Consider the following 12,367-nt stretch of genomic DNA (forward strand, 5'->3'; position numbering starts at 1 on the left):
GACAGTTTTACCCTTGCACTCCTATAAAGACGCACGTTGTACGACAACCTACAACAGATGCAGCACCAAAAATAAATCCAAAAAAATGATGGTGAAGTGATGAAAGTCAAAGGCATCCGCTGGTGGATGGTCGGTCTGGTGACGGCCGGCCTGATGGTCAACTACCTGGCTCGCAATACCCTGTCAGTGGCCGCTCCGACCCTGATGAGCGAAATGAACATCTCCACCGAGCAGTACTCGCACATCGTCGTCGCATGGCAGGTGTGCTATGCGCTGATGCAACCGGTGGCGGGCTACATCATCGATGCCATCGGCACCAAAATGGGCTTCGCGATTTTCGCCTTCGCCTGGTCGATTGCCTGCGCACTGGCGGCCCTGGCGACCGGCTGGCAGGGCCTGGCCTTTGTCCGCGGCCTGCTTGGCCTGACCGAAGCGGCGGGGTTGCCGGCGGCGGTCAAGACTTCCACTGAATGGTTCCCGGCCAAAGAACGCTCGGTGGCCATTGGCTGGTTCAACATTGGCTCGTCGATTGGTGCCGTGCTGGCGCCGCCGCTGGTGGTCTGGGCGATCCTGCACAGCGGCTGGGAACTGGCGTTCCTGATCGTGGGCGGCCTGGGCGTGGCCTGGACCTTCCTGTGGATGGTTCTCTACAAGCACCCACGGGACCAGAAGCGCCTGAGCGACGAAGAGCGCGACTACATCCTCAGCGGTCAGGAAGCACACTTCAAAGACCCGGCGACGAAAAAAGGCAGCTGGAAAAAGATCATCGGCAACCGCAACTTCTACGCCATCGCCAGCGCGCGCATGCTCTCCGAGCCAGCCTGGCAGACCTTCAACGCATGGATTCCGCTGTACCTGATGACCGAACGGCACATGAACATCAAAGAGATCGCGATGTTCGCCTGGCTGCCGTTCCTCGCCGCCGACCTCGGCTGCGTGCTCGGCGGTTACCTGAGCCCGTTCTTCCACAAGTACTGCAACGTGTCGTTGTTCACCTCGCGCAAAATGGTCCTGCTGTTCGGCGCCTCGTGCATGATCGGCCCTGCGTGCATTGGCCTGGTGGCCAGCCCGTACACAGCCATCGCGTTGTTGTGCATCGGCGGCTTCGCGCACCAGACCCTGTCCGGTGCGCTGTATGCGATCACCTCCGACTCCTTCGGCAAAAACGAAGTGGCCACCGCCACCGGCATGGGCGGCATGTTCGGCTACCTGGGCGCAGCTGCGTTCACCCTGGTGTTTGGCGTGATGGTGACCAGGATCGGCTACAGCCCGCTGTTCGTGGTACTGGCGATTTTCGACATCGTTGCCGCGTTCATCGTCTGGACCGTTGCCCGTGAGATCAAGCCGAAGATAGTTTCGGGGCCTGCCGCTGATCAAACGCTGCAACCCGCGAGCTAAAACACAAAACCTGTAGGAGCGAGCCTGCTCGCTCCTACAAAGGTGTTTGCCATCTTGAGCTATCCCCCCAACACGCTATGCTGCCCGACACTGCCACCGATCGAGACACAGCCATGTCCGCCCCGAGCATGACCCTGTACCACAACCCGCTCTCTCCCTTCGTTCGCAAAGTCATGGTGCTGCTCCACGAAACCGGCCAGCAGAACCGCGTGGCGTTGCAATCCAGCGTACTCACACCGGTCAACCCGGACCTGACCCTGATCGAAGACAACCCCCTGAGCAAAATCCCGGCCCTGCGCCTGGCCGACGGCAACATCATCCACGACAGCCGGGTCATCCTCGACTACCTCGACCACCAGCACGTCGGCAACCCGCTGATCCCCCGTGAAGGTTCAGCCCGTTGGCGTCGTCTTACCCTCGCCTCACTGGCCGACGGGGTCATGGACGCGGCCGTGCTGGTGCGCTACGAAACCGCCCTGCGCGCCCCGGAAAAACACTGGGACGAATGGCTCGACGGCCAGCGCGACAAAATCCGTCGCGCCCTGGCATTGCTGGAAAAGGACGCGATTGCCGAGCTGACCTGCCACTTCGACGTGGCCGCGATCAGCGTGGCCTGTGCACTGGGTTACCTGGACCTGCGCCATCCGGATCTGGACTGGCGCACAGCGAACCCTCAACTTGCAGCGTGGTATTTCGAGGTGAGCCAGCGGCCATCAATGATTGCGACGATGCCAAAGGTTTAGATCTTCGCTGACTGCGTCGCCCCCTTCGCGAGCAGGCTCGCTCCCACCTTTGACTGCGGTCCCATGTGGGAGCGAGCCTGATCGCGAAAATACCAACGCGGTTCATCCGGCAACCACTGCAAAATCCGCGTCGCCAGCACCTCGCTCCAGCGCTGGTCCTCGCGCAGCCCCACCGACCGGCTCATTGCACCGCTCCAATATCGAAGTCCAACGGTTTTGGCGTTTTTTGCCCAACCCCATACCAGTCCAGCTTGCGGGTCAGCACCATGAACACACCCAACAAACCGAACAGCAGCAACGAGCCCATCAATAGCGCGTAGTCCTCTGCGCTCAACAACCCGTAGAGCAGTCCATACAACGCCGCCAATCCCGCGGAAAAGCTCAGCCCGTGTCGCACGCTGCGCAACACGTGGCAAACGTAGAACCCGATCAACAACACACAACCGCTGGCTGACAACAGGTACGCCAGGGCAAAGCCGATGTGCTCGGACAACGACAGCAACAACAGGTAGAAGAATGCCAGCGCCACACCTACCAATGCATATTGCACCGGGTGTACCGCGAGGCTTTTCAGCACTTCGAACAGGAAGAACCCGGCGAAAGTCAGGACGATGAACAACAACGCATATTTGATCGCCCGATCGCTTTTCAGGTACTGGTCCACCGGGTCGATGAAGCTCACGCCGAAGCTGCGGCCGCTAAAGGCTGTGCAGTCACCGCCGGTGACGCAACTGTTCAAGGCCTCCTGCAAATTGGTAGAGAAGAATGACGCCTGCCAGTTGGCGGAGAATCCCTGATCGGTGACTTTACGCTGGGCTGGCAGATAGTTGCCGATGAAGCTTGGGTGAGGCCAGTCGGCGCTCAGCGAGACTGTGCTGGTTTTACCCACAGGTAAAACCTGTAACACACCCGTGCCTTGCAGGCGCAGGTCAAAACCGAAATCCAGCTCCGTGGCCTTCTCTGTGTTGAGCGTCGGTAGCGCCACATGCACGCCCTCCCCCAGCCATCCGACCTGACTTCCGGGAATGAAGTCCAGACTCTGGCCGTCGAGTTCGAGTTTCAAGGCATTTTCGATACCACGGATGTCGCTGATGCCAACGGCGAGAAACGGCTGGTCGAACCGGTAATCGGCAAAGTCTTCCTTGATACCGAGCTGCGCCGGCAGCGAAAAATGCCCACTGATGCGATTGTCGGCATGAAACAGCCGCGCCTGGTAAATCCCCCGGGAGCGCAACTCAGTCTGCACCTGGCCGTCGAGTTCGAAGCGTTCCGGCAGGAAATACAGTCGACCGCGCTCTTCGCCGATCTCCTGATAACGCTCGTTGGTTTTTTCACGGGTCTTCCAGGTACGCACCACCTTGCGATACGGCACCACCATCAGCGGCCCGCTCAATTGCTGGCTGTAACTGGAACTGCGGGCAATGTCTTCGAGCACACCGTCACGCAGTTGCTGGCGGTCCTGAATCACGCCGTTGATCATCAGCAGTGGAACCAGCAACAACAGAATCAGCAGGGCAATTGCCCCGAGTTTTAGGGTCAGGCTACGGTTCATGGGACTCTCCCTGTTTTGGATGGGGAAAGTCTGGGTTGGCTGTGTGAGGAATGAATGGAGGGAGTGTGGAGACTTTGTGGAGACTGGACCCGGCCCTATGGCAGGTGCACTGTCACTTGCACACCGCCATCGACATTGCCGATGCTCAGGGTGCCGCCATGCAGCTTGACCACCTCCTCGACAAAATTGAGCCCGAGCCCGGTACTTTTGCGCCCACTGTCGGGACGCGGCAACGAGTAGAAACGCTCGCTCAAACGCGGCAGCGCGTAGTCGGGAATAGGCTCTGCCTGATTGAAAAGCTTGAACTCGACCTGCTCGCCTGCCCGTTCGGCGGTAAATCGCAGCACGCCTTCAACAGGGGTGAAATCCAGCGCGTTGTCCAGCAGATTGCCCAACGCCTGACGCAGCAGAAATGGCTCGCCGATTAGCACCAGGTCCGATGGAATCGTTTGCTCTACGCGCAACTGTTTACCTTCGATCTGCGCAGATTGCGCGTTCAGCAGGCCATCCACCAATGCCGCCAATGGCACCGCCACCCGCTCCTCCAACCCTTGGCGCTGCTCGACCTGTGCCAGGTTCAAAAGCCGCTCGATCAACTGCTGCATGCGCGCACTTTCGCTGTCGATGTTGCCGACGAACCGTTGCCGCTGTCCCGGAGGCATCTCGCCCTGCAACAGCTCCGCCGCACCACGAATCGCCGCCAGCGGACTCTTCAGCTCATGGGTCAATGTGTGCACGTAACGCTCGACATAGGCCTTGCCTTCAAGCTGCGTGCGCATCTGCTCCACCGCCGTGGCCAACTGCTCGAGTTCACCGCCGCGATAATGCGGCACTTCAACCCGCCGGCCTTTACTGACGCCTTGGGCGTAGGCCGTCAATCTTCGCAGGGCACGGCTCAGCCACCAGGACAACAATGCGCCGAACAGCAGACCGAGGCCGATCAGCCCGGCTCCATACGCCAGCAACCGGCGTTCGGTGCGATCCACATAAGGCTGCAACGAGCTGTTGGGCTTGGCCACGGTGACCACGCCGATGATCTGGCCGTTGTCGCGAATCGGCGCGCCGACGTGCATCACCGAAGACCCCGGATCGTTCGGGTCATTGCGCGTGGAGCGAGCGCCGTATTCGCCGCGCAGGGTCAGGTAGACGTCATTCCAGCGCGAGTAATCCTGCCCCACCGCCACCCCGCTGGAGTCCAGCACGACGATACCTTTGGCATCTGTGACGTAGATGCGGTGATTGACCTGATTCTTTGGCAAACCCCAGATTTTCGCTCCGGGCTGTCGCTCACCATAGGCCTTGAGCAGTTCCGGCCAGCGGTTCTGGTTGAGGCTGCCGGCCTTGAAATCGTCGCGCAGGATCTCGGCCATCAGGTTGGCGGTATCGACCAGGGTTTCTTCGGTGGACTGGCGAACGCCGGGGCGGATCTCTTGCATGACCGTGTTGAGCACAAAGTAGCCAGTCAAGCCGATGAACAGTGCATAGACCAGGAAAATCCGGATTCCCAACGGCATCAGCTTTGTCCCGGGTTGTAGCTATAGCCGAGGCCGCGGTGAGTCTGGATCGGCTCGGCGTCAGCCTTCACCAGTCGCAACTTGGCGCGCACGCTCTTGATGTGGCTGTCGATGCTGCGCTCGTAACCGGCGTCGGCGGCCACGCCCAGGGCATCGAGCAACTGTTCTCGACTGAAGACGCGCCCGGGCTGCTCCAGCAGGCATTGCAACAGACGGAATTCATGGCGAGTCAGGGTCAGCAATTGACCGCGATAACTGATTTGCACACGTTCGCTATCGATACGAAACAGCGGCGTCGACGGTTCGCTCACTATGCGGGGCGCCATGCGCTTGAGAATCGCCCGGACCCGCGCCGCTACTTCCCGAGGGCTGAACGGTTTGACCACGTAATCGTCGGCGCCGATTTCCAGGCCCACGACGCGATCGATCTCGCCATCCCGGGCACTGAGAAACATCACCGGCACTTCGCTGAAGCGCCGCAGTTGCTTGCAGGTTTCGAAGCCGCTGATGTCCGGCAGGCCGATATCGAGAATGATCAGATCCGCCGGAGTCTGGCGCTGGTGCTCCAGCGCCGCCGCGCCGAGGCTAAGCCATGTAGTGGTGAAGCCCTCGCCTTGCAGGGCGAAAACCAGGGTGTCGGCAATGGCCGCTTCGTCTTCGACAATCAGGATATGAGGCATGGCGTCCGAGCCCGGCAGTGTTGTGGGCGAACGGTGCCCCAAGCCTCACACCCCGTCAATCAGCAATCGGGCTTGTCCGCGGTAAAACGCCGCGCCGGATTCACCGCAGCCCCAAATTCACGCAGCGCCTTGGCACCAATCAGTAGTGGATAGTTAAAGCTGCTGCGATCCGTCAAATTGACCTCGACCGTGCGCTTGACGTTACCCAGGCACAGTTCCAGATCGACCACCGGACGCTTGGTGGGTGCGATCACTTCGCTGTCATCCTCTTCCTCTTCGGAACGGGTCTTGATCTTGCTTACCCGTGCGACCTTGTGTTCATAGACCTGATTGCCCGCATCCTTGGTGGCTAGGCGGAAACGCACCCAGTCTTCGCCGTCACGCTTGAAGGTTTCGATGTCCTTGGCCGACAGCGACGCGGTCAGGGCGCCGGTGTCCATTTTCGCCTTGAGGACCTTCCCGCCGATTTCCGGCAGGGCGATGTATTCGTAACGACCATAGAGGGTCGGCTCGGCGGCCATGACCGGCAGGGCGATGAGGGAGAGCACTGCAAGGAGGGATTTCACGTAATGGGTTTCCATGAGAGTGAACAGTCGGATTTTAGACCGTCGTGCGCTTGAACGTTCCCACAAGCCTACCGACCCAAAAGTGAAACATTCGTCAGCACCGATTTGGCCTGTCGCCCGAAGCTGCTTATCATGGCGCGCCCAACCGCTTCCACGAGTGACTTATGCGCCGCCTGCTCACCGGCTGTTTCGTGACCCTGCTGCTTGTGCTCAACACCTTGGTCCTGATCGGGCCGTTGATGGTGTTTGCCCTGCTCAAGCTGGTCCTGCCCGGCCGTTTTCGCGATTACGCCTCCTGGTCGGTGATGTGGATCGCCGAGACCTGGTCGGAGATCGACAAGCTGATTTTCCGCTGCTGTATCCCCACCCAATGGGACATCCGCGGCGGTGACGATCTGCGTCGCGACACTTCATATCTGGTGATCAGCAACCATCAATCCTGGGTCGACATCCCGGCGCTGATCCAGACGCTGAACCGGCGCACGCCGTTCTTCAAATTCTTCCTCAAGAAAGAACTGATCTGGGTACCCTTCCTGGGCCTGGCGTGGTGGGCGCTGGATTACCCGTTCATGAAGCGCTACAGCAAGGCGTTCCTGGCCAAGCACCCGGAACTGGCCGGCAAGGATCTGGAAATCACCAGACAGGCTTGCGAACTGTTCATGCGCCAACCGGTAACAGTGGTCAATTATCTGGAAGGCACCCGCTTCACGGCGGCCAAAAGTGCCCAGCAACAGTCACCGTTCAATCACCTGCTCAAGCCCAAGGCTGGCGGGGTGGCCTTTGTGCTGGCGGCGATGGGTGAACAGCTGGACGCGATTCTCGATGTGACGGTGGTTTACCCGCAGCAGAAGATTCCGGGGTTCTGGGACTTGATCAGCGGCAATGTGCCGAGGGTCATCATCGATATCCAGACCCGCGAACTCGACCCGGCGCTGTGGCAGGGCGATTACGAAAACGATCCTGTATTTCGCGAGAAGGTCCAGAACTGGGTCAACCAGCTCTGGATCGAGAAGGAACGGCGCATCGACGCCTTGCGCGCCGGACGCCGCTGAATCAGCTACCGGCGCCAGCGCCCCAGATGCTGCCCAGACTGCTCAGCAGCGTACCGCCGACGCCCTGCTGACCGAAGTATTGCAGGAGCACCGGGGCAAACTGGCCAATCATGCCGCTGTCCATGCCCAAGGCGCTGAAGGCATTGTTCAGGTCGTTGGTGTCCTTGACGTTGCCCAGGGCGTTATCCAGCCCTGCCGCTTTGCCGCTGGAGCCAAGCAGACCGGCCAGTGCGCCCAACTCACCGCCGCCCGAGAGCATGTCGATGCCCGGCACGCTTTTGGCCAGTTGCGAGTAGTCGGTCGAACTCAACTGGTTCTTCGCCAGCCCCAGCATCGCCCCGGCACCGCCAATGGCTTGCTCTGGGGTGATGTCCAGTTCACTGAGAGTGCTCAGCAGATCGGCTGTCTGCGGCGTCGGTGCGGCGGTCGCAGCTGCGTCACCGCCCTTCATGCCGGCAATGGCATTGGCCGCATCGCCCAGGCTGAACTGTGCAAAGGCCGGGCTGGCGGACAGGGTCAGGAGTGATGCCAATGCAAAACCGCGTGAAATCTTCATTCAGACATCCTCTTGTTTCATGAAAAACGCCCGGCTTACGGGCGCAAAGCTGCCGATTTGACCGGGCAAACGCCGGCATGTTCCTCAGGCTTCCACCCATTTCCCATCCGCTCGTCACAAAGCAGCCCTGAAGCCTGCGGCACTATCAGATCTGCCAGTAGGCGGCTCTGTTCGAATGCGCCACAGTAAAACCCTGGATCGACGAACTCACTCAGGAAGCCCGGCCATGCTCCCCACCCGAGAAACGCTGCTCTGCCGCTACCACTACGACCCGCTGGATCGACTGGTTGATTGCACTCCCTCAGCGCAGGCACCCACCCGACGCTTTTACCTGAAAGATCGTTTGGCCACCGAGATTCAAGACGCTGTGCAACGTTCGATCATTCAGCACGACGATCAACTGCTGGCTCAGCAACAGCGTCAGAACGGTGCCGTGGAAGCGCGCTTGCTTGCCACAGATCAACAGCGTTCGGTTTTGAATGTACTTGATGTCGCTCGGCCACATCCCCTCGCCTACTCACCCTATGGTCATCGCCCTGCGGAAAGCGGCTTACTCAGCCTGCTCGGTTTCAACGGCGAGCGGCCGGATCCGGTGACGGGGTGTTATTTGTTGGGGAATGGTTATCGGGCGTTTAACCCGGTGTTGATGCGGTTTAACAGCCCGGACAGTTGGAGCCCGTTTGGGGAGGGTGGGTTGAATGGGTATGCGTATTGTGTGGGGGATCCGGTAAATCAGGTGGATCCGACGGGACATGTTGGGTTTATGAAAGTGCTGAAATGGATAGGGAAAACTTTCGGATTAAGACAGTCAAAAAATATAGGCCTTGAAGATATGCCCAATGAAGTACTGGGAAAAATATTCGACAATCTTCAGGGCAAAGATCTTGCGAATGTTTCCAGGACTTCAAAACGAATGAACGAGTCTGTTGAAGCACTATCTTCAATAAACATGACAAAACTCATTGCAGATGCACCCGAGCAAAATCTCGTACCACTCATAACAGATGCAGGCTTCGGTCGAATCAAAGGTGTCGCACCCTCCTCAGCCGTACAATCAGGAGTAACCTTTCAAGATGCTCAACGAAAATATCCATATCCGATGGTGCAGGTTATTAACAATAGAGCTGTCCACTTTGGACCTCTACCTCCAGGTATTTCGCGACGTGAACAGTCCAATGCATTGTCTTCGGATATAAGAAGCGGAAACTGGTTTTGAAATATGCAAATAGGGCGACATCAAGTCGCCCTATTTTTCATTGAGATTTTTTACGCCGCACTAAACATCTTATGCGGATCAATCACAAACTTCTTCGGCACACCCGCGTCAAACTCGCCATACCCCTGCGGCGCCTGATCCAGGCTGATCACCTGCACCCCCACCACTTCAGCAATGTTGATGCGGTCCCACATGATCGCTTGCATGAGCGCGCGGTTGTACTTCATCACCGGGGTCTGGCCGGTGTGGAAGCTGTGGGATTTGGCCCAACCCAGGCCGAAGCGGATGCTCAGGCTGCCCATTTTCGCGGCAGCGTCGACAGCACCCGGATCTTCGGTCACGTAGAGGCCAGGGATGCCGATCTTGCCTGCCACGCGCACCACGCCCATCAGCGAGTTGAGCACGGTGGCCGGCGCTTCGTGCTTCACGCCGTCATGGCCGTGGCCACGGGCTTCGAAGCCGACGGCGTCGATAGCGCAATCCACTTCCGGTTCGCCCAGCAGTGCGGCGATCTGTTCGTGCAGCGGGGTATCGAGTGACAGGTCGGCGATCTCGAAGCCCTGGGCCTTGGCGTGGGCCAGGCGCACGGTGTTGACGTCACCGACGATCACCACCGCCGCACCCAACAGGCGAGCGGAAGCGGCCGCCGCCAGGCCGACCGGACCGGCACCGGCGATGTATACGGTACTGCCCGGGCCGACGCCAGCGGTCACGGCACCGTGATAGCCGGTCGGCAGGATGTCGGAGAGGCAGGTCAGGTCGCGGATTTTTTCCATCGCACGGTCGCGATCCGGCAGTTTCAGCAGGTTGAAGTCGGCGTACGGCACCATGGCGTATTCGGCCTGGCCACCGGTCCAGTCGCCCATGTCGACGTAACCATAAGCACCGCCCGGACGCGCCGGGTTGACGCTCAGGCACACGCCGGTATGCATTTCCTTGCAGGAACGGCAGCGCCCGCAAGCCACGTTGAACGGTACGGACACCAGGTCGCCGATTTGCAGGTTCTCGACGTCGCTGCCCTTCTCGATCACTTCACCGGTGATCTCATGGCCCAGCACCAGGCCGGTTTGCGCTGTGGTACGCCCGCGCACCATGTGCTGGTCGGAACCACAGATGTTGGTGGAAACCACACGCAGGATGACAGCGTGGTTAATCTTCCTGCCGCGCGGGTCCTGCATTTTTGGATAGTCGATTTTCTGTATTTCGACTTTGCCATTGCCGAGATACACCACACCACGATTGCCAGACATGCTTTCACCTCGCTGTTGTTTTTATGGAACCGCGTTGCCCAGGCAGGCAGCGCGTTAAGTGCTTGGGTACAGATGCTGTTTCTTGTGTTGCCTGTAAGGGCCTCTTCGCGGGCAAGCCCGCTCCCACAGTGATTCGGGTTGAACTTAAGATTTGTGAACGACACAAAACCCTGTGGGAGCGACGGTGCGACGATTCGACTTGCTCGCGATAGCAATCTAGAGAACGACCGTACGATTGGCGTTCAAAAACACTCGTCTCTCAATGTGATACCCAACCGCCCGCGCCAGCGTCAGCCCCTCGATATCCCGCCCTTTGGCGATCAGGTCTTCCGGGTAATGGCTGTGATCCACTGCCTCCACACCCTGGGCAATGATCGGGCCTTCATCCAGGTCGTTGTTGATGTAATGCGCGGTGGCGCCCACCAGTTTCACGCCCTTGTTGTAGGCCTGGTGGTAGGGCTTGGCGCCCTTGAACCCGGGCAGCAGGGAGTGGTGAATGTTGATCGCCTTGCCATCGAGCTTGCGGCACAGCTCCGGCGACAGCACTTGCATGTAGCGCGCAAGGATCACCAGTTCCGCACCGGATTCTTCGATCACCTGCCACACCTGACGCTCTTGCGACGGCTTGTCGTTCGGATCCAGCGGGAAGTGGTAGTACGGAATCTGGTGCCAGTCGGCCAGTGGCTTGAGGTCCGGGTGGTTGGAGACCACGGCGGCCACGTCCATCGACAACTGGCCGATGCGCTGGCGATAGAGCAAGTCGTTGAGGCAGTGATCGGCCTTGGAAACCATGATCACCACTTTCGGCCGGTAGTTCGGCGCGGTCAGTTCGAAGATCATGCCGAAGGCTTCACCGCGCTCGGCCAGGCCCGCGCGAAAGGACTGCTCGTCGAAACCGTCAGGCTGGCGGAATTCCACACGAATGAAAAAACGGCCCGAGAGCCGGTCATCGAAGGAATGGTGCTCGGTAACGTAGCAGCCCTGCTCGAACAGAAAGCGGGTCACCGCGTCCACGGTGCCGAGTACGCTGGGGCAGTCGGCGGTCAGAATCCATGTGTCTGGGGCGCGGCTCATAATGCGGTGACTCCTGAGAAATCGGTAAAGGTGGTGATCAGGCCTGCACGCTCAGGCCATACTCGGCAGAAGCGTCCTGCAACCACAACCACCAGTAATCCGAGAAGCTGCGACGAATCAGCAGTTCCCAGGTGTCTTCGGCGGTGTGACGGATCATCAGTTGCGATTTGGCGAACACCGTGCCGACGGCCTTGCCCACCGGGAAGTTGTTCGGGTGCACGTCGTAGCTGGTGGACTTCATCAGCACCTGGCGCACGTTCGGGCCGCTCAGTTCGAGGAGTTGCTGGCCGCCGCTGACGTTGACGATCGCAATGTGCAAATCGCCCAGCGCTTTGCGCAGTTTTTGCTCGGCGACCAGTTCTTCACCGGTCGGCACGATCAGCAGCCACTCATCCGGCCCCATCCATTGCAGACTGGTTTCGCCTTTGACAATGACGCTCAGTGCGCCGGGCAACTCAATGCCCAGGGCCTTGTGCACGCCTGCGGCGAATGCTGCATCGTGGCCATCGCCACGGATGGTCAGGTGGCCGAGGAGTTTCTTTTCACGCACGATCACGCCGGCGTTCTTGCGACCCTTGCCCACCAGGCTGGCGAGGTCGGCGTGATGCAACGACGACTCGGCCTTGGCCCCGGAGGTTGGGCGTTGTTGGTAAACATTGGCTGCGGTCATAAAGCACCTTTCCTGAATTCTGTTGGTTCCGGCCTTGTGGTGGCTGCACTACCGCCTTCGCGAGCAAGGCGAATCGTCGCACCGCCGCTCCCACAT

The 12,367-nt window shown here is 59.5% G+C and carries 13 protein-coding genes; 4 read left to right on the top strand and 9 right to left on the bottom strand.

Features of this window, described 5'->3' with window-relative positions; translation table 11 throughout:
- Positions 1–99 precede the first annotated feature (99 nt).
- The gene (locus tag ACM6G4_RS07775) at positions 100–1,398 is read left to right on the top strand and encodes an MFS transporter (RefSeq protein ID WP_223541354.1); all 1,299 of its coding nucleotides are present in this window, start codon (positions 100–102) and stop codon (positions 1,396–1,398) included.
- Positions 1,399–1,511: 113 nt separating this feature from the next.
- A complete protein-coding gene (locus tag ACM6G4_RS07780) occupies positions 1,512–2,141 on the top strand; it encodes a glutathione S-transferase family protein (RefSeq protein ID WP_414913416.1) in 630 nt (209 codons plus the stop codon).
- On the opposite strand, the gene ACM6G4_RS07785 is transcribed toward ACM6G4_RS07780, so the two are convergent.
- The 5 genes from ACM6G4_RS07785 to ACM6G4_RS07805 form a co-directional block, all read right to left on the bottom strand.
- Positions 2,138–2,326 (bottom strand): hypothetical protein, encoded by a 189-nt coding sequence (locus ACM6G4_RS07785; protein WP_414913417.1) that lies wholly within the window; start codon positions 2,324–2,326, stop codon positions 2,138–2,140. The two genes, ACM6G4_RS07780 and ACM6G4_RS07785, sit on opposite strands and share 4 nt — an antisense overlap.
- Entirely contained in the window at positions 2,323–3,693 is a 1,371-nt protein-coding gene (gene creD, locus ACM6G4_RS07790) for a cell envelope integrity protein CreD (protein WP_414913418.1), read from the bottom strand. Before creD ends, ACM6G4_RS07785 begins: the two co-directional genes overlap by 4 nt.
- Positions 3,694–3,788: 95 nt before the next feature.
- Positions 3,789–5,207: a two-component system sensor histidine kinase CreC gene (creC, locus tag ACM6G4_RS07795; protein WP_409078134.1), complete on the bottom strand. Its 1,419-nt coding sequence runs from the start codon at positions 5,205–5,207 to the stop codon at positions 3,789–3,791.
- Complete coding sequence (creB, locus tag ACM6G4_RS07800) at positions 5,207–5,887, bottom strand: two-component system response regulator CreB (protein ID WP_414913419.1); 681 nt, start codon at positions 5,885–5,887, stop codon at positions 5,207–5,209. The genes creC and creB overlap by 1 nt, the downstream gene beginning before the upstream one ends.
- 59 nt (positions 5,888–5,946) lie before the next feature.
- Positions 5,947–6,453: an ATP-dependent zinc protease gene (locus ACM6G4_RS07805; protein ID WP_414913420.1), complete on the bottom strand. Its 507-nt coding sequence runs from the start codon at positions 6,451–6,453 to the stop codon at positions 5,947–5,949.
- Between the two features lie 164 nt (positions 6,454–6,617).
- On the opposite strand from ACM6G4_RS07805, the gene ACM6G4_RS07810 reads away from it, so the two are divergent.
- A complete protein-coding gene (locus tag ACM6G4_RS07810; RefSeq protein ID WP_414913421.1) occupies positions 6,618–7,505 on the top strand; it encodes an acyltransferase in 888 nt (295 codons plus the stop codon).
- A 1-nt stretch (position 7,506) separates the two neighbouring features.
- Here ACM6G4_RS07810 and ACM6G4_RS07815 read toward each other — a convergent pair whose 3' ends face one another.
- Complete coding sequence (locus ACM6G4_RS07815) at positions 7,507–8,061, bottom strand: DUF2780 domain-containing protein (RefSeq protein WP_056726585.1); 555 nt, start codon at positions 8,059–8,061, stop codon at positions 7,507–7,509.
- 226 nt (positions 8,062–8,287) lie between these two features.
- Between ACM6G4_RS07815 and ACM6G4_RS07820 the strand changes: the two genes are divergently transcribed.
- Complete coding sequence (locus ACM6G4_RS07820) at positions 8,288–9,277, top strand: RHS repeat-associated core domain-containing protein (RefSeq protein ID WP_414913422.1); 990 nt, start codon at positions 8,288–8,290, stop codon at positions 9,275–9,277.
- A gap of 50 nt (positions 9,278–9,327) precedes the next feature.
- Here the strand turns inward: ACM6G4_RS07820 and fdhA are convergent, their stop codons facing one another.
- The 3 genes from fdhA to ACM6G4_RS07835 form a co-directional block, all read right to left on the bottom strand.
- Positions 9,328–10,527: a formaldehyde dehydrogenase, glutathione-independent gene (gene fdhA / locus ACM6G4_RS07825; protein WP_414913423.1), complete on the bottom strand. Its 1,200-nt coding sequence runs from the start codon at positions 10,525–10,527 to the stop codon at positions 9,328–9,330.
- Between the two features lie 216 nt (positions 10,528–10,743).
- On the bottom strand, positions 10,744–11,601 hold the full coding sequence (purU, locus tag ACM6G4_RS07830) for a formyltetrahydrofolate deformylase (protein ID WP_007981374.1): 858 nt from the start codon (positions 11,599–11,601) through the stop codon (positions 10,744–10,746).
- 37 nt (positions 11,602–11,638) lie between these two features.
- The gene (locus ACM6G4_RS07835) at positions 11,639–12,271 is read right to left on the bottom strand and encodes a sarcosine oxidase subunit gamma (RefSeq protein WP_056726582.1); all 633 of its coding nucleotides are present in this window, start codon (positions 12,269–12,271) and stop codon (positions 11,639–11,641) included.
- Positions 12,272–12,367: the final 96 nt, after the last annotated feature.

This window comes from Pseudomonas sp. IT-P258 (assembly GCF_949767825.1).
GTDB classification, from domain to species: domain Bacteria; phylum Pseudomonadota; class Gammaproteobacteria; order Pseudomonadales; family Pseudomonadaceae; genus Aquipseudomonas; species Aquipseudomonas monachiensis.

What these genes read in the sequence shown, in the direction of transcription:
- ACM6G4_RS07775 (WP_223541354.1), top strand. Translation starts at nt 100, where the DNA reads ATGAAAGTCAAAGGCATCCGCTGGTGGATGGTCGGTCTGGTGACGGCC.
- ACM6G4_RS07780 (WP_414913416.1), top strand. Translation starts at nt 1,512, where the DNA reads ATGTCCGCCCCGAGCATGACCCTGTACCACAACCCGCTCTCTCCCTTC.
- ACM6G4_RS07785 (WP_414913417.1), bottom strand. Translation starts at nt 2,326, where the DNA reads ATGAGCCGGTCGGTGGGGCTGCGCGAGGACCAGCGCTGGAGCGAGGTG.
- creD (WP_414913418.1), bottom strand. Translation starts at nt 3,693, where the DNA reads ATGAACCGTAGCCTGACCCTAAAACTCGGGGCAATTGCCCTGCTGATT.
- creC (WP_409078134.1), bottom strand. Translation starts at nt 5,207, where the DNA reads ATGCCGTTGGGAATCCGGATTTTCCTGGTCTATGCACTGTTCATCGGC.
- creB (WP_414913419.1), bottom strand. Translation starts at nt 5,887, where the DNA reads ATGCCTCATATCCTGATTGTCGAAGACGAAGCGGCCATTGCCGACACC.
- ACM6G4_RS07810 (WP_414913421.1), top strand. Translation starts at nt 6,618, where the DNA reads ATGCGCCGCCTGCTCACCGGCTGTTTCGTGACCCTGCTGCTTGTGCTC.
- ACM6G4_RS07815 (WP_056726585.1), bottom strand. Translation starts at nt 8,061, where the DNA reads ATGAAGATTTCACGCGGTTTTGCATTGGCATCACTCCTGACCCTGTCC.
- ACM6G4_RS07820 (WP_414913422.1), top strand. Translation starts at nt 8,288, where the DNA reads ATGCTCCCCACCCGAGAAACGCTGCTCTGCCGCTACCACTACGACCCG.
- fdhA (WP_414913423.1), bottom strand. Translation starts at nt 10,527, where the DNA reads ATGTCTGGCAATCGTGGTGTGGTGTATCTCGGCAATGGCAAAGTCGAA.
- purU (WP_007981374.1), bottom strand. Translation starts at nt 11,601, where the DNA reads ATGAGCCGCGCCCCAGACACATGGATTCTGACCGCCGACTGCCCCAGC.
- ACM6G4_RS07835 (WP_056726582.1), bottom strand. Translation starts at nt 12,271, where the DNA reads ATGACCGCAGCCAATGTTTACCAACAACGCCCAACCTCCGGGGCCAAG.